This is a genomic window from Nibrella saemangeumensis (assembly GCF_039541915.1).
Classification (GTDB): Bacteria; Bacteroidota; Bacteroidia; order Cytophagales; family Spirosomataceae; genus Nibrella; species Nibrella saemangeumensis.
On sequence record NZ_BAABHD010000003.1, the window covers coordinates 26,485 to 48,309 of the forward strand.

At 53.2% G+C, this 21,825-nt stretch carries 11 protein-coding genes; 3 read left to right on the forward strand and 8 right to left on the reverse strand.

Annotated elements, in window-relative coordinates; all coding sequences use genetic code 11:
* Positions 1-118 precede the first annotated feature (118 nt).
* The 6 genes from ABD949_RS01285 to ABD949_RS01310 all read right to left on the reverse strand — a co-directional run bounded on the left by ABD949_RS01285 (position 119) and on the right by ABD949_RS01310 (position 10,878).
* Complete coding sequence (locus tag ABD949_RS01285; protein ID WP_345239830.1) at positions 119-1,159, reverse strand: DUF4097 family beta strand repeat-containing protein; 1,041 nt, start codon at positions 1,157-1,159, stop codon at positions 119-121.
* Positions 1,160-1,231: 72 nt separating this feature from the next.
* Positions 1,232-1,609 (reverse strand): hypothetical protein, encoded by a 378-nt coding sequence (locus ABD949_RS01290; protein ID WP_345239832.1) that lies wholly within the window; start codon positions 1,607-1,609, stop codon positions 1,232-1,234.
* 155 nt (positions 1,610-1,764) lie between these two features.
* Positions 1,765-4,215, reverse strand: a complete 2,451-nt coding sequence (locus tag ABD949_RS01295; protein ID WP_345239833.1) for an ABC transporter permease — start codon at positions 4,213-4,215, stop codon at positions 1,765-1,767.
* 94 nt (positions 4,216-4,309) lie between these two features.
* Entirely contained in the window at positions 4,310-6,748 is a 2,439-nt protein-coding gene (locus ABD949_RS01300) for an ABC transporter permease (RefSeq protein WP_345239835.1), read from the reverse strand.
* A gap of 2 nt (positions 6,749-6,750) precedes the next feature.
* Positions 6,751-9,126 carry an ABC transporter permease gene (locus ABD949_RS01305; RefSeq protein WP_345239836.1) on the reverse strand — a complete coding sequence of 792 codons (2,376 nt, stop codon included), beginning with the start codon at positions 9,124-9,126 and terminating at the stop codon, positions 6,751-6,753.
* A gap of 189 nt (positions 9,127-9,315) precedes the next feature.
* Positions 9,316-10,878, reverse strand: coding sequence for a sensor histidine kinase (locus ABD949_RS01310; protein ID WP_345239837.1), 1,563 nt, complete (start codon positions 10,876-10,878; stop codon positions 9,316-9,318).
* A 254-nt stretch (positions 10,879-11,132) separates the two neighbouring features.
* Here ABD949_RS01310 and ABD949_RS01315 point away from each other — a divergent pair, with 254 nt between their 5' ends.
* Together ABD949_RS01315 and ABD949_RS01320 are read left to right on the forward strand one after the other, a co-directional pair.
* Positions 11,133-15,272, forward strand: coding sequence for a two-component regulator propeller domain-containing protein (locus ABD949_RS01315; RefSeq protein ID WP_345239838.1), 4,140 nt, complete (start codon positions 11,133-11,135; stop codon positions 15,270-15,272).
* Positions 15,273-15,419: 147 nt separating this feature from the next.
* Positions 15,420-18,335: a right-handed parallel beta-helix repeat-containing protein gene (locus tag ABD949_RS01320; RefSeq protein ID WP_345239839.1), complete on the forward strand. Its 2,916-nt coding sequence runs from the start codon at positions 15,420-15,422 to the stop codon at positions 18,333-18,335.
* Between the two features lie 176 nt (positions 18,336-18,511).
* Here ABD949_RS01320 and ABD949_RS01325 read toward each other — a convergent pair whose 3' ends face one another.
* Positions 18,512-20,890: an ABC transporter permease gene (locus tag ABD949_RS01325; RefSeq protein ID WP_345239841.1), complete on the reverse strand. Its 2,379-nt coding sequence runs from the start codon at positions 20,888-20,890 to the stop codon at positions 18,512-18,514.
* A 70-nt stretch (positions 20,891-20,960) separates the two neighbouring features.
* On the opposite strand from ABD949_RS01325, the gene ABD949_RS01330 reads away from it, so the two are divergent.
* Positions 20,961-21,431, forward strand: coding sequence for a Uma2 family endonuclease (locus ABD949_RS01330; RefSeq protein ID WP_345239843.1), 471 nt, complete (start codon positions 20,961-20,963; stop codon positions 21,429-21,431).
* Between the two features lie 7 nt (positions 21,432-21,438).
* Here ABD949_RS01330 and ABD949_RS01335 read toward each other — a convergent pair whose 3' ends face one another.
* A complete protein-coding gene (locus ABD949_RS01335) occupies positions 21,439-21,732 on the reverse strand; it encodes a hypothetical protein (RefSeq protein ID WP_345239846.1) in 294 nt (97 codons plus the stop codon).
* Positions 21,733-21,825 lie beyond the last annotated feature (93 nt).

Genomic DNA, 21,825 nt, shown 5'->3' on the forward strand with positions numbered 1-21,825 from the left:
ACTCAATGCCTGTGCCAAAAACGAAAAGGGCTGAAAAACAGCGAAAATCAGGCATATAAAGCAAAAAAGTGTCCACTAGCGGACACTTTTTTGTTCACAAACGGACAGGTACGTTAACTCACTGGTTGATATAAACATTACCGCTGTTGGCGGCAATGGTAACGGGGACACCTCCGCCGTTCAGTTTACCGCGGATACGGTCCTCGTCGGTGCTGCCGCTAAAGTTTTTCAGGGGCACAGCCACCCGCCGGCCACTCAGATCGAGGTCAATGCCTTTGTCGAGCGGCATCCGGACGCGCACACTACCCGGCCCGGCCGTGAGTTTTACATAGTCGCCCAGTTTGGTGATTTCCACGTCCATACCGCCCCCGCTGGTACGGGCCTCAACGCTGCCGGCAATACCCGCCAGTTTGACCGAGCCGCCGGAGGTGCCGGTGATTAGTTCGCCATTGACGCCGTCGGCTTTCACGCTGCCACCGCTGGTGGTGGCGTTGATCTTGCCCCGCAGGTTGTTCAGGTGTACGCTACCGCCGGAGGTACGGAGTGACAGGTTCCCTTCTGAATCGTCGGCGTGGATGGAGCCCCCGCTGGTAGAGAGGTCAATGTCTTTGCGGCAACCGGCCAGGTGAATGCTGCCACCGGAGGTGCGGCCTTTGATAGCCCCTTCCACATCGGTCAGGTGCAGACTGCCGCCACTGGTGGTAAAGTTCTGCTGCCCGTTCAGTTTGCTGATCCGTATGCTACCGCCGGAGGTTTTCAGGTCGGTGGCAAAATTGCGGGGCGTATACACCCGGAAGGATATATTGACTGATTTTTTCCAGTCCCAGTTATCGCGGCCTTTGCGTTTGGCAGTGGCTACTACAGTGTTACCCTCCGTGTTGATGTTGATATCGTAGTCTTTCAGCCGTTCCTCAATTTCCTCCTTACTCATTTTATTGTTCGGCCAGTTGTTGGGGCGGACGTACATATCCACTTTCACACCGGAAGGCTGGCTACCTTCCACCAGAATGCTGCCGCCCGAGGTTTCAACGCGTACGGTATTGAGGCTGCCGGTGAAATTTTTGGTCTGGTAAGGTTGTTCGTCGCGGTCGTTCTGAGCGTAGGTTAAGCCCGTCAGCAACAGACCGCCGAGCAGTAATGTAAATCGGGAACGGTTCATGATGGTTCGTTTTAATGTTTAGTCAATAGATGCAGAAACCGCCGGCAACGTTGCACGCGTCCTACGATTCTCTCAAGGTAAGGCAATATCCAGTACGTCGATCTCTTCCAGCGGTACCTTTGCCCCAAACCCGCACTCAATTGTCCGGGATTTGCCAGTTATTTGGTAGCGTATCTTTACCTCTGCACGCATCAGACCTGTCTGAAACAGGTTACTTTTTTCGGCAAACTCCCGTACTTTTTTCTCTGACGCTTCGGTCGGTGCAAACCGGCTCGATTCATCGCCGTTGTCGATGGAGAAGTGCCAGGAACAACCATCGACAGGCAGTTCGTAAACCAGTATTGCTTTTTTCTCAATCACTTCGGCAGCTGCCGGCTCTATATCGGTTGTTTTCTGGCAAGTCCAAACCGCTCCTGCAATCAGGCAAAAGATAATAGCTATCGTTTTCATGGCTAATGGTGTTTTTGCCGGTATAGACCCGGATTTGCGGTAGAGGGTTGGAATACCAGTCGGCAGTTCTCAGTAGGCAGAAAACAGGCCACGTAGGTTGATTAATTCCTTCCTTCTGCTTACTGAGAACTGCTCACTGCCTACTCTAAAACTGCCTACTCCGTTCTCAGGCTCTTTACCGGATTCATCAGCGCGGCCCGGATGCTTTGGATACTGACGGTCAGCAGCGCAATCAGGGCCACCAGTAAGCCAGCCGCAACGAATATCCACCAGTCAATATCGACCCGATAGGCAAAGTCCTTAAGCCAGCCGTTCATGGCGTACCACGCAATCGGTGAGGCAATCAGAATAGCCACCAGGACCAGTTTCAGGAAGTCCAGAGAAAACAGGGCTACAATGCTCGTTACGCTGGCACCCAGCACTTTGCGAATACCTACCTCCCGAACCCGCTGCTGCGTGACCAGTACCACCAGCCCGTATAATCCCAGGCAGGAGATAAACATGGCCAGCACGGCAAAGTAGGCAACGATATTCCCCAGCCGCTGATCGCGTTCGTACAACCGGGCGATGTCTTTATCCAGGAAATCGTATTCAAAAACTTTTTGCGGAAAGAAATCGCCCCACTGTTTCTCGACAAAGGCCAGGGTCTGCGGGATATTCTGGTTCCGGATCTTGACCGACAGCATGGACAAAACCGACGGGTTAATATCGAGCACCAGCCCTTCTATAGGCTGTTGCAACGACTCCATGTGGAAGTCATTCACCACGCCCACCACCTTCCCGGTTTTCCCCTCCAGTTCGATCTGCCTGCCGATAGCCCGCGCCGGACTGCCCCATTTAAACTGTTTCACCGCCGACTCGTTGACAATAAACGCTTCAGCCTGATCGGTACCGTACGCACGCGAAAACTCCCGGCCGGCCACCAGTTTCAGCCCGTAGGTTTTAATAAAGTCGTAGTCGGTCGCCAGCGAGGTAGCGAATAAGTTGTCATTGCGGGCAAACCCTTCGGGCACCACGCCACGACGGGTACCACCCAACCCCAACGGCCCGCTCGACAGCGCTACCTGCTCTACCTGAGGGTGGCTCCGCAGCACGTCTTTAAGACTTTTCAGCTTTGTGAACAGACTATCGGTCGGGTCATCGAAGATGTTATTTAAGTTGTTGCTTTTGAAGGGAATCGTGATGACATACTCTTTATTAAAGCCCAGTGGCTGTTCCTGCACGTACCGGAGCTGGCGATACGTAGTGATGGTGCCGATGATAAGCGCAACGGAAGCCGTAAACTGCACCACCATAAGCGTCTGCCGCAGCATCCCGCCCTTTGCCTTGCCGCTGGTGAAGCTACCCTTCAGCGTCTGAATAGGCAGGAAGCGGGCCACAAAAAAGGCGGGGTAACTACCTGCCAGCAGGCCCGTCAGCAGCGCAATACCCACAAAGCCAGCCAGCAACTGTCCATTGCCGAGCAGATACCCCATTGTCAGCTCCTTTCCGGTCAGATGATTGAGCACCGGCAGCATCAGATTAATGAGCACCAGCGAGAGACCAAAGGCAATGAAGCACAGCAGTAGCGATTCGCCCAGGAACTGGCCGATCAGTTGGAACTGCCCGGCACCCATCACTTTTCGCATGCCTACCTCCCGCGCCCGCTTCAGCGACCGGGCGGTTGCCAGATTGACAAAGTTGATGCAGGCAATCAGCAGCGTGATAATGGCTACGCCGATAAAAATGTATACATAGTCCATGCGGCCGGTCGGCTCTACCTCATTGGCCAGATTCGAGCGCAGGTGAATGTCGGTCAGCGGCTGGAGTTCATACACAATGTCTTTGGCAAACCGCTCATTGGCATGCGTCAGCAGAAACTGCGGGAACTTGGCATTGACCGTGGCTGCCGACTGACCTGGTTTCAGCAGTACGTACGTCAGCGAATGGCTGATTACCCAGTTGCGGGGCAGGTTTTCGCGGGCTCCTTCACTGATCGTGGCAAACATGGTTTCGTAATTGGCCAGCAGATCGATGTAGACATGCGAATTATCAGGTAGCGCTTTGATTACGCCCGTAACCGTCATGGGGTACTGCCCGTCCAGGGTTAATGTCTTGCCGAGTACATTACCGCTACCGAAGTACTTTTCGGCAACCTTGTCGGTGATCACGACCGAGAACTTATCCCGCAGCGCCGTAGCCGAATTTCCCTGCAGGAAGGTAACCGTGAAGATCTTGAAGATGGCCGGGTCGCCGAAGAAGAACCGCTCTTCTTCGTACTTATCTGGTCTTCCGGCGACACCCTCTTTCGCTTCAATAGAAGCGCTCCGCCGGAATAACCGTGCCGTCTGCTCCACCTCGGGAAACGAGCTGGCAATCAGCGGCCCGGCCGGTGTGGGCAAGGTAACCAGCGCTGTTGGTACTCCGGCGAATTTTGGATTGTAGGTAACCCGGTAGATCCGGTCGGCTTTTTCGTGAAACCGATCGTAACTCAGCTCGTGGCTGACGAACAGCAGAATCAGAAAGCAGCAGGTCAGACCCAGCGTTAAACCAATGATATTAATAAACGAGAACGCTTTCTGCTGCCGCAGGTTGCGAATGGCGATTTTTAGGTAGTTGCGTAGCATAGTATTCAGTCTACAGTGGGCAGTTTGCAGTAGGCAGTTCTCAGTCGGCAGAAAAAGCTGATGCCTGCCGACTGAGAACTGCCTACTCCTTTATCTACTCTGCTCTCAAACTCTTCACTGGATTCATTAAAGCCGCTTTGATACTCTGGAACGATACGGTGACAAAAGCAATGAGTACGGCTACCACACCAGCCATGATGTATACCCACCAGGGTACGTCGATCCGGTAGGCAAAGTCCTCCAGCCACTTATTCATCGCCCACCAGGCAATGGGGGTAGCAATAATAATGGCAATAAAAACCAGTTTGAGGAAGTCCCAGCTAAGCATCGTGACCAGGCTTGGTACCGACGCGCCCAGCACTTTGCGAACGCCGATTTCCTTGGTGCGTTGCTCGGCCATGAAGGCCGCCAGCCCAAATAGACCCAGGCAGGCTACCAGAATGGCTATTACCGAGAACGTAAGGGCAATGGTGCCGATGCGCTGCTCGGCCCGGTACATGGCATCAAATTTATCTTCCAGAAACGAATAATTGAACGGTTGGCCGGGAGCCAATTGCTTCCATTTCGTTTCGATCTGGGGAATCAGGGCCGCTACGTCCTGCGTGCTCAGCCTGAACGTGGCCGAGGTTGTATTTTTGCCCAGAAACAGGCCCAGTGCGCCAACATTACGACGCAGGGATTCAAAGTGAAAATTCTTTACTACCCCAATGACCGTGTACACTTTTTGTGTTTTACCCGATGGGTCTCCAAACTGCACCACCCGCTTGCCAAGGGGTTCTTTAAATCCGAAAATTTTTACCGCCGTCTCATTCAGAATAATGCCGGATGAGTCGGCTCCAAAATCGCGTGAAAAGTCACGGCCCTGAGCAATCTGCATGCCGAGCGTCTTCACATAGTCATGGTCAACGGCCCACTGCTGCATGCTGACGGCTTTTTTCTGGTCGATCTCCCCTTCAGGGAACATTGGGCTATCGCTCCGGTCAGAAGGTACCGGCAGATAACCGGATATCGTTCCGCTGACAACCCCCGGCAAACGCAACACCTCGTTCTTAAAGGCGTCGACCTGGCTGTCGAGGCTATAGGCTTCGTGAATGGTCAATACCTGCTCCCGATTAAAGCCCAGTTTGGTGGTTTGGATGTAATTGATTTGCTGATACACCACTATTGTTCCAATGATCAGAATAACAGACATCGCAAACTGAAAGACCACCAGGCCACTGCGCAGGCTTACCTGTTTAGATCCCCGGTTTACGGATTTGAACGCTCCCCCCTTCAACACCAGCAGCGGCCGGAACGACGACAGGAAGAACGCCGGATAGCTACCCGCCAGCAAACCCACAACGACCGGCAGCACCAGAATGAAAGACAAAAATCCGGGCGATAGCAGGCTTTGAACAGCCAATGATTTAGCCGCCACCGTATTAAACAAGGGTAACGCCAGGGAAACCAGCACCAGAGCCAGCCCCATAGCCAACATAGCCATCAGGACCGACTCGACCATAAACTGGCCTATCAGTTGCTGCCGCTCTGAACCCAGCACTTTTCGGACGCCCACTTCTTTGGCGCGATTGGCCGACCGGGCCGTTGCCAGGTTCATAAAATTAATGCAGGCAATCAGCAGAATGAAGATGGCGACGGCCCCAAAAATGTAGATGTACTGCATATCCCCGTTGGGGGCCAGTTCGATGTTCTGGCGCGATTTCAGGTGAATATCCGTCAGCGGCATCAGCCACATCTGGTACCGGTTACCCGCTTCGCGAAATTGTTTCATGCTGACACCGATGTACTGCAAGGCCTGTGGTCCCACGTATTTTTCGATAACCGTAGCAAAATTCTTCCCGAATGCTTCCGGATCGACACCCGGTTTAAGCACAATATAGGTATGGTGATTATTGCTGAGCCACTGTCCCCATTGGTAGTTGTCGTTCAGCATGGTCACAAAGAAGTCGGTGCGGAAGTGCGAATTTTCCGGCATATCCTCCATCACCCCGGTTACTTTAAGTAGTTGTTTGTTGTCAAAGACCAGCGTCTGCCCGATTGGATTCTGATGCCCGAAATAACGGCGGGCGGCCGATTCACTAATCACCACGGTATTGGGTTCCGCCAATGCCTGCTTCGGGTCGCCGGCTATAAAGGGTAACGTAAAGACATCAAACAGGGTGGAGTCAGCAAAAATGATTTTGTCTTCCCGTAGGTTATTCGGTTGTCCGGACCGTTTCACCAGCCAGGTGCCCCGATCGTGCAGCCGCACGTAATTTTCGACCTGGGGGTAGTCTTTTTTCAGGGTGGGCCCAACCGGGTCCGCTGATACCGCAAACCGCATATCGTCTCCGCCAAACAGGATATCGGTATGAACCCGGTAAATGCGGTCGGCTTTGGTATTGTACCGGTCGAAGCTGAGTTCATCGACCACATACAGGGTAATGAGCAGACAGCAGGCCAGCCCGACGGCCAGCCCAAATACATTGATAAACGTGAAACCCTTGTGCTTACGCAGGTTTCGGAGGGCGATGGTGAGGTAGTTCTTTAGCATAGCTATTCAGAGCGAAGCGAGGTGACCGGGTTCAGCAAAGCGGCCCGGATGGATTGATAGCTTACGGTTAATAAAGCAATTATTGTTGTCAGCAGCCCGGCCAGCAGGAAGACCCACCAGGGGATGTCTGTCCGGTAGGCGAAATCTTCGAGCCAGCGGTTCATGGCATACCAGGCAACGGGGGTAGCGATGACAATGGCGATCAGGATCAGTTTCAGGAAGTCGCGGCTGAGCAGGGAGACAAGGCTCGGCACCGACGCACCCAGCACTTTGCGGATGCCAATTTCTTTGGTCCGGCGCTCGGCCGTGTAGGCGGCTAAGCCAAACAACCCCAGGCAGGAAATCAGCACGGCCAGGGAAGCAAACAGGCCAAACACCTGTCCGGTTCTCACTTCCGATTTGTAGGTCTGGTTGAACGTATCATCCATGAAGGCGTACTCAAACGGCTTACCGGAGAAAGAACGGGTCCAGAGGGTCTGTATCTGCTGGACAGCCATTGGCACATTACCCGCACGGAGTTTGATAGCCATTTGGCCTTCCCAGCCGTCGGGCAGCGAAAAGAGCATCGGCGCTACGGTCGTTTTCAGGTCGGCATGGTGGTAGTCTTCAACTACGCCCACGACATCGCCCCGCACCGGCACTTCGCGGTAGCCCCCTTTGGGATCGTACTGAAAGGTATAGTAGCCGGTCTGCTTCCCCGCAAGGTCCGACCAGCCAAAAAACTTCATAGCTGCCTTGTTTACCAGAAACGCCTGCCTGTCGGCGGGGCGGTTGGGATCCAGGGTTCGCCCTTCCAGGAGTTTTATACCAAACGTGTTCAGGAAATCCCCGTCGGCGGTCAGACGGACAATACCGCCGTCGGCAGCCCCTTTGGGCACGAATTCGCTCACCAGCTTTTCACCCCGGAGCCGGCCACTGCCCGGAAGCCCAAAGGATCGCGTGGCCGATACAACACTGGGCAATGCTTTCACCTGCTGCTTAAATAATTCCTTTTGGTTATCGGCGGCATCGCGCAGGTCAAGGGTTAAGATCTGTTCACGCTGGTAACCCAGGTCTTTATGCCGGATGTAATTCAACTGCTGATAAACCACCACCGTCGCTACGATCAAGACAACCGATACCGTAAACTGCCCGACCACCAGAACCTGGCGCAGCAGGGCTTTTTTGCCAATGGCGGTCAGGCTCCCCTTCAGCACGAGGACGGGGCGCAGTGACGACAGCACCAAGGCCGGATAACTGCCCGTCAGCACACTCAGCAGCCCGATACCACCCAGCAGCCAGAGTCCATACTCCCTGGTGAGCAGGGAAGTCAGCGAAAGCTGTTTATCGGTAAAGGTATTAAAGTAAGGCAGCGCCAACTGCAACAGCCCAACCGATACCAGGACCGCGAGCAGCACATACAATGTGGTCTCGCTCAGAAATTGTTGCCACAGCTGGCCGAACGAGGAACCCATCGCTTTCCGGACACCCACCTCACGGGCACGGGTAGCCGACCGGGCCGTGGTCAGATTAACATAGTTGAAGCAGGCCAGACCGATTATCAGCAAAGCCACCAGCGAGAAGATGTAGACATACAACAGCCGGTCTGAGGCTACCAATTCCGTTTTTAAGTAAATGTCCCGCAGGGGTATCAGGTTAAACCGCCAGACGGCGCTGTTTGGGTCACCCAGGCTTTTAACGTAGGCCGGAAATTGCGCCAGCAGCGTAGCCGGGTCGGTGCCGGGAGCCAGCAGGAGGTATGTCCAGGTATTCCCCCCCCAGTAATTGGTGGTTACATCGTAACCGACGAGGTCATTGGCACTGGCATAGCTGGCCAGAAAATCGATGGTCACGTGGGCGTTGCGGGGCAGATCCTGCATCACGCCCGTAATGCGCAGCGGTGTTTTGCTGTTGTATAGCAGGGTCTGACCCAGCGGGTTCTGATTGGGGAAGTATTTCCGGGCGGCCGACGCTGAAATCACTACACCGTTCCGCTCAGCGAGAGCCGTGCGCGGATTGCCCTGTACCATCGAAAATGAAAACACATCGAAGGCGGTGCTGTCAGCAAAATAGAACTTCGGCTCGTAATAAGCGGTATTCTGAAAGGTAATGAGTGGTGTGGTATTCAGGAGTCGCACCGTATTTTGCACCTGTGCGAACCGGGCTTTCAGGTCGGTAGCCAGCTTGCCCCCGCTGACGCCAATATTCTCAAACTGCTGTAACAGCACAATCCGGTCGGCGTTCAGATGGAAGTTATCGTAACTTACTTCATCCCGGACATACAGGGTAATCAGCATGCAACAGGCCAGCCCTAAGGCCAGCCCAAATACATTGATAAACGTAAAGCCTTTATGCTTACGCAGGTTACGGACAGCAATGAGGAGGTAGTTGCGCAACATATCTCATCAGGGAATTCAACGGTGTGGATAGCAGCGATCAGCCTGCATAATCTTTAATGCCAAAGCTTGTACCAAACTTTATCACCTACTGATAATCAACTCTTTACAAAAAAGGAATGAAGAAAAAATGTCCGCAATCGGACGGTTTGGCGTACAGTTGCGGACACGGACGTAATCGTATGGGATGGCCTACGCCATGGGTAAGTCAGGAAACGATTTTGCATCAGCCTCCAGCGTTATGGTGAAGGTGGTTCCCACACCAGCCTTGCTCCGTACAGCGATGGCGCCACCGTGATTTTCGGTTATCTTCTTACAGAGAGCCAGGCCAACTCCGGTACCGGGGTATTTTGAAACACTATGCAGCCGCTGAAACATCTGAAAGACCCGTTCACTATGCTGCTCGTCAAAACCAATGCCGTTGTCGATGACGTCAATCTGAACATACCGCTTTTTAGCCGCGAGTGGCTTCAGGTCCGTAAAGATATGACCAATAAGGTATTGCCCTCTGATGACGATGTCCGGACGCTGACCAGGCTTATGAAATTTAAGCGCATTGCTCAGCAGGTTAGAAAACAACTGGGTTAACTGCGCCCGGTTGCCAGTGACTACCGGCAGGAACTCAATGATAATTATTGCTCTGGTTTGGCGGATGGTTAGATCCAGATCATCCAGCACCTCTTTTAACAGCGTATCCAGGCTCACGGGAGCCATCAGGTTCGCACCCGTACTTAAACGGGAGTAAGCCAGCAAGTCCCGCACCAGCGACTGCATCCGGGTGGTTGCATTCTGCATCCGCTTAACCAGATCGGCTCCTGTTTCGCCAAGTACGTCGCCATATTGATCCATCAGCACATCACCGAAGGATTTCACCTTGCGCAGCGGCTCCTGCAAATCATGAGAAGCCACATAGGCAAACTGCTGAAGGTACTCATTGGACTGTTTCAATTGACCCACCAGCGACTCGGCCTGGTTCAGGGCCTGCCGTAGCGGAGTCTGATCAACAACGGACACAACAATCCCTTCACCCTGACGGGCAATCGATATGTCAAAAACACCGTCGATGCCATCCGCCTGGTACACCTGCTCAATGCGTTGAGGAACGCCTGTTTCGGCCACCTGCACGTACCGGGCAAACATACCGCACGCTACCAGTCCCGGCAGCAAATCGAGCATCGTCTGTCGGGGCACTTCGGTACCTGTCCAGTTAATCAGCCGCGCATTGGCCTCATTATGGGTCACATACCGAAAATCAATGATAGTCCCCTGATCGTTGCGGATAGGTTCAAACAGCGACAGAGCAATCTGGCAGCCATTGAGCACACTTATCAACTGTTCCTTCTGCTCCCGTTCTTTCCGTTGGAGTTGTTTGGTTTCGGATATATCCTGAAAGGTGAACAATACACCATCGCCCTGCTTTACCAGATTAATGTCAATCCAGCGGTCGGAGCCGCTGCCTACCAGGCGCTCTTCAAAACGTACCGGCTGACCAGACTGCATCACGGCCATCAGGCGCACCAGGAACCCTTGTTCAGAAGCAGGTGGGTAGACTTCTGATAAGGTACTGCCAACTACCCGGTGAAGTGGCCGGCCGGTAATTTTGGCATAAGCCTCGTTAGCGAAGACATACAGAAAATCAACAACTCTTCCCTCAGCATCCCGAATAGCCTGGTACAATACCAGCCCAATCGGCATGTTGTCGATAACATCCTGAAACACTTCGGATGACTGCCGCTCTATAGATACACCTTTCAAAATGATGGAGAAGTAGTTGTTGAATAGGCACTGGGCCCGAAACCAGTTTCAACCTACAACAAAATTCAATCCGGTCAAACCGCTCGCTCCGTTAAATTCCGGAGCGAGCGGTTTGACCGGACTATTTTGCCTTACCAACTTTTCAATACGATCATTTACGCATATTGAAGCTAACTTGCTCATAATAAGTCTTTCTTCCTTATCTTTAAGCACTTCTCCTTTCCTTTTTCTCAGGTGCTAAGAGCAAGATAACCGTGAAATCTGCCAGCTTTGCCTTAATTCTACTGGTTTGTTGCTGGACGCTGGTATCGGCCCAGCAATATACGGCCTCGGTGAAGCACTACGGCCCGGAGCAGGGTCTGGCGCATCGGGAGGTGAACGCCATCTTCCAGGACCGGCAGGGGTTTATGTGGTTTGGCACCCGGTTTGGTCTCTGCCGCTTCGATGGGTTGCGGTTCACCACCTATACCAAAGAGAAGCATGGTCTTGTTTTTGACGATATCCAGGCGATAGCGGAGGATGCCGATGGCCTGTTGTGGCTGATGGGGCCTTATGGTCAGCCACAGGTCATGCTTTTCGACCCTCAAACCGGTGCGGCTGTTTCCTTTGAGGAAAAGTTTAAGAAAAAACTTCCCTTCAGATATGACAAAGGGGCGATTCCGGAATGGGGGATAGCCAGCGAAAACGGCACGGTTTTCCTATCCATTCATCAGCCTGCCTTGCTGGTGTCGTATCATCCCCGATCAGGTTTGCGCTTTACGGATTTCCCGCAGTTTAAGCGGTTACGGCTTGAGCGGGTAACGTCTCATAATACTGTATGGGCGGTGGCGGATGACAATCAACTGGTCGAACTATCGGTAGATGGCCGGGTGCTTCACCGGTTTTTGTATGACGGGTATATAGTCCGGGCCTGTCTCGGACAGCAGCACGCGGGTACCGAATTTTTTTATATTGCTTATAAAGGCTACACGTTCCCCTATTCATCATTACACAGTATCACGGAACAGGGTGAGCATCGGGAGTGGCCTCCGCACATGCTCAACACCATGCTGCAGGATCGCCTACCAGTCTGTGTAACTATGGGTCAGGACGATCTGCTTTGGGACGGTATCCACCTGCAGCACCCGAAAAAAGGTATTATCCTGGATATTACGGGTCAGTTGAACGGCGAACCGGTCACCAACCGTAGCTTTTATCGCGATCGCTACGGTCAGTTCTGGTTAGGTACCAGTTTCGGTGTTTATCAGGTTCGGCTTATCCAGCATCATTTTCACCGGCTCTTCTTCGAACCTTCCAGCAAAGGTGACCGCATGGCCGCCATCCGGGGCATAGAGGTTATTGGTGATCAGGTATACGCGAACCAGGAGAAATTCGGCCTGTATACCTGTAACCGGTTGGGCGGGGCTACCAAAGCCCTGTTCGAGAAAGCCACTTTTGCTTCGATGTTTGGACTAAGCCGTGACCGGCGGGGCAGGCTGTATGCCGGTGCGGATATCAAGCTTTTCCGCTATGATCAACTACCAAGCAAGGCTACCATTTTATCCGATATGGCCGGGTTGAGTATATGGGCGTTTCACCAGTATAGCGATGAACAGATGCTGGCGGGAGGTCTGCCTGGACTTTGGACCGTTGATCTTACACGGGGTCAGGTAAGCCGGTTTGCCCGCTACAACCAGTTTCCCGAACTGGATCAGGCGCATGTGCTCCATATCGGAACCGACCGGCAGGGCATTATCTGGATTTGTGCCAATTCAGGACTATATACGTTTGACCCGGACAAAGGTATTACGGCCCGGTACTGGAGTGGAGGTAAGGGACCATTTTATCTGCCGGCCGACAATGTTCAGCATTTTTATCAGGATGTTCAGGGAGTTTACTGGCTTGCTACCGCCAATTCGGGTTTGATCCGCTGGGATCGCAGGCAGCAGCAATATCGCCAGTTTCGACGCAGCGAGGGGCTATCCAACGACAACATTTATGCCGTTTATCCCGACAAGCGGGACCACCTCTGGCTAAGCAGCGATTTTGGGATTATGCAGTTTGACCCCACCCGGCTGACTATCCGGGCTTATTTCGTCGAAGATGGCATTACCCATAATGAGTTCAACCGCATTGCCCATTTCCAGGAGCCCAGCGGCCGGATTTATTTTGGAGGGCTGAACGGCATTACGGCTTTTGACCCCCAGGATTTTTTCCACACCCCAACTGTCACCCGATCTCCACTGCGAATCACCTCGTTTCGCCAGTTTGATCCATCGACCAAGACTATCGTTGATAAAACAGATGACGTGCTGAAAAATGGCGTAATCACCATCCCCCCCGATGAGCGTTCCAGCGTGCTGGAGTTTGCGATGCTCAATTATGCCAACGCGGAAAAGAACGTTTACGCGTATCAGTTCAGGGATATAGATACCTCCTGGCTTTATCAGTCGGAAGCCGCGTTGCCGCTGAGCAGTTTGCCCTATGGCGAACACCAGTTACTAATCCGGGCGCAGGCAGCCAACGGACAATGGGCGGCCAATACGCTGGCACTAACAGTTACGGTGCGTCGGCCGGTTTACCTGCGTACCTGGTTTGTGCTCAGTATGATTTTGCTCGCTGGCGCTGGTAGCTGGGCGTGGGCACGCTGGCGGGTCTGGCACCATCGGATGGAACAAAGCCGGCTGGAAACAGAGATCCGGCAGGCCACCGCTTTGATTGCCCAGCAGGCACAGGCGCTCCAACAACTCAATGAAACCAAGTCGCGCTTCTTTGCCAATATCTCCCATGAATTTCGGACACCCCTGACCGTCATTTTGGGTATGGCGTCCGAACTTAAAGACAAACCGGACCAAAGTGCCGGGACACTCCAGCAGGCCGCCCGGCTCATCCAACAGAACGGGACCAATCTGCTGCGGTTGATCAACCAGATTCTGGACCTGTCAAAACTGGAAGCGGGCGAGATGCACCTGCACCCGGTACGGGCTGACCTGATCAGCTTCACCCGGTATGTAGGCGAGTCATTTCATTCGTTGGCGAAGGCCAAAGACATTCAGTTACACTTTCTGTCTGACACTGAGACTTGTGACGCTGATTTTGACAAAGAAAAGCTTCAGGACATAATTGCCAACCTGTTATCAAACGCCCTGAAGTTTACTCCTGCGGGTGGGCATGTATATTGTCAATTGCAGGTACTTGACAGGTGGCAATCGTTAAGTCCTAAAGGCTATCAGGAGGAACTTATCCCAACGGAGCATCTGGATGACCCCTGGATTCAGATGACCGTGAGCGATACGGGGCCTGGGATAGAGCCTGCCAGCCTGCCGAAAGTATTCGACCGCTTTTATCAGGCGGGGCCGCCACAGGCCGGGCCACGAATGGCGGAAAATCAACCAGTATCGGAGGCCGATCCGGGCCTGGCTGGTGGTACCGGTATTGGTTTATCGCTGGTGCGGGAACTGGTGCTGCTGATGCGCGGTGGGCTGGCCGTTCGAAATCGCCCGAAACAAGGAGCCGAGTTTGTCGTCTGCTTACCGCTTACCCGCCAGGCCGCATCGGCCGAAGGGATCTTGCCGGCTCCTGTGCTGGTCAGCCCCGACCGCAGCGACCTGGCCCAGCCGGCTCCGGCCGAGGCCGGTCATAAACCCGTATTGCTGCTGGTCGAAGATAATGAGGATGTCGCTACGTACATCCTGACCTGCGTAGAAGCTGACTACCGGGTAATCCGGGCCGAAAACGGACAGGTGGGCATCGATACGGCGCTCGACCAAATGCCGGATCTGATATTGAGCGATGTGATGATGCCGGTGAAAGACGGCTTTGCCCTCTGCGACACCCTGAAAAACGACGAGCGCACCAGCCACATATCTATCGTGCTGCTCACCGCCCGGGCCGCCGTGAGCGACCGCCTGACCGGCTTACGGCGCGGGGCCGATGCCTACCTGGTGAAGCCTTTCCAGCGCGAAGAGTTGCTGCTAGTGCTGGGTAACCTGCTCCAGACCCGGCGGGTGCTGCAGCTTCACTATAGTCAACTTGCGCTCGGAAGCGTTGGGAAAAATCCGGTGCCGGTGCCCCCGGCCGATTCGGTGGAGGACCAGTTTCTGATCCGGCTCCGGGATGTAATAGAGCCGCAACTAGGCAATACGGAGCTTTCCGTCGACGACATCTGTCAGTTGATCGGCATGAGCCGCACCACGCTGCATATGAAACTAACGGCGCTGACGGGCATGCCGGTCAGACTCTATTTACGAAGGTTACGCCTGCGGAAAGCGCAGGAACTGTTAACCAATTCTCCGCTCAATATTTCGGAAGTAGCGTATGCGTCGGGCTTTGCTGATCCCCGGTATTTCAGCCGGGTTTTTGCCGAAGAATTTGGCGTTACCCCCGGCAATTTCCGCCTGTCGGGCCGTGACTGAACATTTGTCCACCTATCTAGAACATTAGTCCACACAGGCCGAACATAGCTCCACCCATTCCGAACAAGGCTCCACATTCGTTTCGGCCATTACCTGTACACTTGCTGTGCTGTTTCACAGACCATTAAACCTGACAGCGAGTGTGTTATGAACGTACTATCTACCTCTTTCCATCCAACACGACCAGCCGGCCGGTTTGCCTTACTGTTTGCCAAAAGCAGGATGTTTCTGCTCGGATGCCTCCTCTCCATATCGGCAACTGTCTCTGCCCAGACCATCCGCTACGTCACCACGATCGGTACAAATGCCGATCCGGCTACTGCTACCAGTTGGGCCACCAGTACGACCAGCTTACAGGGAGCTATCAATGCCAGTGCTGCGGGCGATCAGGTCTGGGTGGCGGCCGGGATCTATAAACCCACCACGACCACTGACCGGACTATCAGCTTTTCCATGAAAAACGGAGTAGCCATTTACGGCGGCTTTGTGGGAACAGAAACGTTCCTTAGTGAACGACCTCAGATAAACTTGACAATGCCTTCCTCCGCTACGCTCAGCGGAGATATTGGGAATGTGGATGACTACACAGATAATAGTTTCCATATAGTTTCAAACAATGGCTTAGGCGAAACAGCTGTACTTAATGGTTTTGTTATCAAAGATGGGAATGCCGGTGCCCCTTTTTTTAGTGGTAACGACGTAGGCGGAGGTATTCTCAACTATAATAGTAGTCCGGTTCTAACTAACTGCCTTTTTCAAAACATCAAGTCGAATTTAGATGGTGGGGCAATTTACAACTCTGGCGGTAGTCCGGTTCTGACAAATTGTTCGTTTCAAGGTAACACGACTAACTCACAAGGGGGTGCGTTCTATACCATTTCCGGAAATCCGGTTTTAACGAACTGCTCCTTTCAGAACAATAGTGCTCAATATGGCGGGGCAATTATGAACTATAATTCGCTTATTCTGACCAACTGTTCCTTTCAGAATAATAGTGCGGGTATTCACGGCGGGGCAATATACGTATTCGGCAACCCTGTGTTAACGAACTGTTCCTTTCAGAACAATAGTGCGGGTATTCACGGCGGGGCAATATATATAGGCTCTGGACGCAATCCATTTCTAACGAACTGCTCCTTTCAAGGTAATTCGATCTTTCTCGACAATAGTACTGCCAACCTGGATAACTGCATTATTTGGGGTGGAATTTCTTTTTCTTCACCTACCCTAATAACAGCGAATAATTGCCTGTTTGACACTTCAGTAACTGGCTACACCGGGGCTAACAACATCACTAGCCCTATCTCGCCCTTTGTGAGTACTACTGATTTACGGCTGAATGGCTGTTCTTTGGCCATTAATGCAGGGTCCCTCGCCAGTGCAACTGCGGTAAGCGGACCGTACAGCGTAACGGCTTTGCCCCAAACCGATCTGGCCGGCTTGCCCCGAATCTCTGGTGGCAGAGTAGATATGGGTGCTTTTGAATACCAGGGTACACCGGGCAATGTAACGGTTTCAATGGCAACCTCGGCCTCCGGCGTTTGCGTCGGCCAATCGGTCAGTCTGTCGGCTACAGTTACCGGCAGTGACAACGTGAGTTATACATGGTCGGCACCGGCTGGGTCCAGCCTCAGCACCAATAATGCCAATGCTACCAATGCTACCGTACTGACGAGTGGCCCCAAAGTTTTTACATTAACGGTAACGAATCTCAATTCGAACTGTACAAACACCTCCACAATTGTAGTTACTGGGAATGCCTCTCCTACCGCCAGTATTGCGCCTGGTTCGGCTACAGCAACCTGTGCTAGCCCAACTGTAAGTCTGACGGCTAGTGGCGGTGGTACATACCTGTGGAGCACAACCGAGACTTCGGCTGTGATTAACATTTCCCCAGTCAGTACAACAACGTACTCATTGACGGTTACGAACGTTAATGGTTGTACCGCCATAACAAGCAGAACTGTCGCTGTAGAAAAAACGACGCCTATCGCCAACATTAATCCATCTTCCGCTACGCTGAGTTGTGCAAGTCCCAGCACTACGCTGACGGCATCGGGTGGGAACACGTACCTGTGGAGCACAACCGAGACAACCCCTGCCATCAGCGCTACGGTAGCTGGCACCTACTCGGTGACAGTGACCGCAGCCATTGGTTGTACGGCCACAGCCAGTGTGGAGGTTAGTAGGGATAATACGCCCCCAGTCGCTACAATTACGGCTTCGGCCACGGCGGTGAGCGCCGGGCAATCGGTGACATTAACGGCCAGTGCGGGTACAGCGTATCTGTGGAGCACAGGCGATACTGATAACCCCCTCATCGTGGTACCGCCAACGGGCGCGACCAGCTATTCGGTCATTGTCACCAACGCAGCCGGCTGTTCGGGTATGGCGGCCATCAGTATTACCGCTGTAGGTGGGTCGGATCTGGTTAGCGGTCCCGACCGGCTGTGTGTGAAGTCGGCTCCTCCAGGCCGGGAATCCGTCAGTGTGCCGCTAACGATGACCGTGTTGGGCACACCTTCCTCGTACAGCTACGCCTGGTCCTACAAAGCCCCCAACTCAATCAACTATAAGTCTATACCAGCAAAAGGGGTTACTATTGGCAAAGTCAGCCTGGTGCCGGGGGGGAGTGTGCCTTACAGCCTTGTCATTACCGGTACCAAAGGTAATCTCAATTCCCTGCAGGGATACCTGATCCGGCTAATGGTGAGCGACAGTCGGGGCAGTGACTTTGCCGAGACGCTGCTGGATGGCGGTTGTGAGTTAGGCAGCAGCACGGCGCGGATGGGGGTCTTCACGGCCGAAGCCGTGCAGGTGGAGGTATACCCCAATCCGGTGACGGAGGTGCTACAGGTCAAAATTAATGGCTTGCATCAGCCGGCCAGGATAGGCTTGTTTGACCTGCAGGGACGCCGGCAAGGCCAGTGGTCTGTGGAGCCGGAGCAGGGCGTGGGCAAGTTGCAGGCACCGGTGAGCGGTTTAGCGGAAGGGCTTTACCTGTTGCAGGTTGAAACCGCATCGGGCGTACTGCATCGCCAGCGAGTGCTGAAACAGCGGTAATACCAGTCCGGATTTTGCGGATCAGGAGAGGTCGCTCTGCCAGCAGGCAGGACGACCTTTTTTGCTGGGCCGCTACTCAGCCTGTTCATGTGTTTTCAGGCTGCAACAGATCGACCTTCTCCAGGCGGCCGTAGTGGTATACCCCCCAAACAACCAACGCCGTTCACCTGGCCGGCTTACTCCGTTTTTAAGGTTATCACCGGATTCATCAGGGCCGCTTTAATGCTTTGGAAACCGACTGTCAACAGGGCGATCAGCACCGCCATGCCCCCCGCCAGCGCAAATACCCACCAGGCCATATCGATCCGGTAAGCGAATCCCTGCAGCCACGTACGCATAACCCACCACGCCACCGGCGACGCTACCAGTACGGCTATAAGCACCAGTTTAAGCAGGTCGGATGAAAGCAGGCTAACGATACTGGCGATGGATGCGCCCAGCACCTTGCGAATACCAATTTCTTTCATCCGCTGCTCGGCGTTAAAAGCAACCAGGCCAAACAAGCCCAAACAGGCAATGAGAATGGCCAGACCCGAAAAGTACAGAATGATGCGGGCGGTTCGCTGCTCGCGCTGGTATTGCCTGTCCAATTCCTGGTCGATAAAACCGGTATGCAGCGGAGATTCCGTCTCGTAGCGTTTGTACACCTGGGCTATCGTTTGCAGGGCATTGGCTACCTGGCCAGGTTTGGTCTTGACCAGCATGTTGAAATAGAACTCGCGGGGCCGGTAACGCAAAATCAGGGGCGCAATGGGTACGTTCAGCGGCCGGTAATGGAAGTCTTTGACCACGCCGACAATATTGCCGGTCTGGCCCCAGAACGTCACCTTTTTACCAACGGCATTGCTGGTGTAGCCCATGCGCCAGGCGGCCGCTTCGTTGATGATAAAACCCGATATGGAATCGGTGGTAAATGCCGGAGAGAAATTACGACCCTGCCTCATTTTCATGCCAACGGTAGGGATGAAATCTTCATCGACGTTCATCTGGGTAATCAGAAACTCGTCGCCTTTCTGCTGCCCCTCCCACTCAATATTCGTTTCGTTACCGACATTAATCAACGTGGCCGTGGTGGCAGCCGCCTTCTGAACGTGGCTGCTGTTTTCCAGTTCCTGCTTAAACAGCAGGGCTTTCTGCTTAAGCTGCCCACCCATCCGCACGTACAGCAACTGTGCTTTATCGAAGCCCAGGTCTTTTTGCTGCATAAAGGTAAGCTGCCGGTAAACCAGCATCGTGCAGATAATCAGAATAACCGACAAGGCAAATTGTCCCACCACCAGCGACTGCCGGAACGCCTTACCCGACCGGACGTTGAATATTCCTTTTAGCACTTTGGCTGGTTTGAACGACGATAGCAGAAAGGCGGGATACAAGCCCGCTAATAAGCCAATACCAACAACCAGCAGGCCCATCGTCAGCAGAAACGGCCGGCTGGCATAAGTAATGGACAGGTTCTTGCCCGACAACTCATTAAAGAGCGGCATCAGCGCGGTAGCGATCATCCCCCCTACTAAGGCCGCCACCAACGTAAGCAGCACGGATTCACCCAAAAATTGCATGACCAGATGCCAGCGCTGCGCCCCAATCGTTTTGCGTACACCCACCTCGCGGGCACGTCGCATCGACCGGGCGGTTGACAGGTTCACAAAATTGATCCCGGCTATCAGGAGTACAATCAGCCCGACGATTGAGAAGATCTGCACGTAGAGAATGTCACTCCGCGAACCCCAGCTATCGGTGTTGAACGCAAATTTGGAATACAGGTAGATGTCAGTGAGCGGTTGCAGCGCTAGTGTTGTCTCGGTAGACGGGTTATAGCGCTTCAGGTGCTCCTTTATCTTTTCATTAAAGGCCGTAACGTCGGTTCCTTCCCGCAATTGTACATACGTATAGTAGCTATTGCTGCTCCACTGGTATCCCCACTTATCGTTTTTAACGACGTGCTCAAACGAGAGCAGCACGTCAAACTGGAGGTGGGAGTTGTAGGGTCTGTCCTGAACCACACCGGCTACAATATAATCAGTTTCGTTATTTAGCCGCAACGTTTGCCCCAGCACATTGGGGTTTTTCTGCCAGTCGGCACCGAAATACTTCCTGGCCATTGTTTCGGTCAGCAGCATTTCGTTTGGCTGGAGCAAGGCCGTTTTCGGATTACCCTTCAGCAGGGGCATATCGAACATCGACAGCAGGGTATTATCGGCAAAGTAGACTTCGTTCTCCTCGAAGGATTGTTTCCCCAGTTTAAAAATACCACTCCACATCCCAAGCCTCGCCGTTTGTACCACCTCCGGGTAGTCGCTTTTCAGAGTAGGGGCCAAAGGGCCGGGCGTGACGGCCACCTTGAACCACTCGTCTCCCTGCTTCTGGTCCTCCACAATCCGGTAAATACTACCGGCATGTGGGTTGGCGCGGTCGAAGTTCCATTCATCCCAGACATACAGCGCAATTAAGGTGCAGCAGGCTATGCTGAGTGCCAGGCCGGCGATATTCAAGAGACTATACAGCGGATTCTTCCATAGAGTCCGGACGGCGATTTTCAAATAGTTGTAAAGCATTGCGAATGACTTTTTAGTTATCTTTAAAATGCACTACCGGAATCTGTTTCGGCCAAAACGCCAAAGTTGTATGGAAACGTCCGGCCTTACCACCCCCGAACTTGAAGAAGAAAAAATATCAAGCTATAACCATGCTGAGTTGCAAAGCCACTTAGCTTTTCTGCTGCGTCTCTCCTATCGTCATCAATACAGTATTCTGACAGAGCTTGATTTTGAGTTTGCCGCCGGCAAAACCCGGCCCGACTTGTGCATTCTTCCCAAGAGGCAGGCTGACTGGCTTAGCGATGAGATTGTTGCACACGATGCGCCCCTGACTACTATCGAGATTTTGTCGCCGGAGCAAAGTTTGAATAGCCTTATCGAGCGGATTTACACAAAGCACTTCCCGGCTGGGGTCAAAACCGTTTGGATTGTTTCCCCTGCGCTTCAAATTATTACTATCTTTTTGCCGGACCGGCAACGCATCAACTTCACCGAAGGAGTCGTTACCGACCCGGCAACCGGCATTCAGGTTAACCTGGCCGAAGTTTTTGAGGGGTGACGTAGATTTAGCTCATCGTCAGCAACGCCCGCTGTTTGGCCATATCTTCTTTCCGCACAAACGTAATCGGCACAAAATTGTCGGTGGGCGTGCCGATGTAGTACAAAGTCCAGTCCTGGTCGTAACTGGCCAGCAGTTGCCTGATACACTCCACCCGATCGAAGGTCGGGATGGTGCAGTCGCCCCAGTAGAAGAGTTCGACGCGGTAGTGCAGGGCCTGTTTCTGGCCGTTGATGGTGACTTCAATTTCGACATCCTGCTTGCCTGGCAAGTTCGGAATCGGGATTGCGATATGTGCCATACTGTTGTCTAAAGCAGCAGGATGCTGCTTTTCTGTTTTAGGGTTATTAGTTATTAGTAAAAGCAGCAAGGATGCTGCGGCAGCCGACGCTGC

Excerpts from the sequence above, each read along its gene's own strand:
- ABD949_RS01285 (WP_345239830.1), bottom strand. The coding sequence starts at position 1,159 with ATGAACCGTTCCCGATTTACATTACTGCTCGGCGGTCTGTTGCTGACG.
- ABD949_RS01290 (WP_345239832.1), bottom strand. The coding sequence starts at position 1,609 with ATGAAAACGATAGCTATTATCTTTTGCCTGATTGCAGGAGCGGTTTGG.
- ABD949_RS01295 (WP_345239833.1), bottom strand. The coding sequence starts at position 4,215 with ATGCTACGCAACTACCTAAAAATCGCCATTCGCAACCTGCGGCAGCAG.
- ABD949_RS01300 (WP_345239835.1), bottom strand. The coding sequence starts at position 6,748 with ATGCTAAAGAACTACCTCACCATCGCCCTCCGAAACCTGCGTAAGCAC.
- ABD949_RS01305 (WP_345239836.1), bottom strand. The coding sequence starts at position 9,126 with ATGTTGCGCAACTACCTCCTCATTGCTGTCCGTAACCTGCGTAAGCAT.
- ABD949_RS01320 (WP_345239839.1), top strand. The coding sequence starts at position 15,420 with ATGAACGTACTATCTACCTCTTTCCATCCAACACGACCAGCCGGCCGG.
- ABD949_RS01325 (WP_345239841.1), bottom strand. The coding sequence starts at position 20,890 with ATGCTTTACAACTATTTGAAAATCGCCGTCCGGACTCTATGGAAGAAT.
- ABD949_RS01330 (WP_345239843.1), top strand. The coding sequence starts at position 20,961 with ATGGAAACGTCCGGCCTTACCACCCCCGAACTTGAAGAAGAAAAAATA.
- ABD949_RS01335 (WP_345239846.1), bottom strand. The coding sequence starts at position 21,732 with ATGGCACATATCGCAATCCCGATTCCGAACTTGCCAGGCAAGCAGGAT.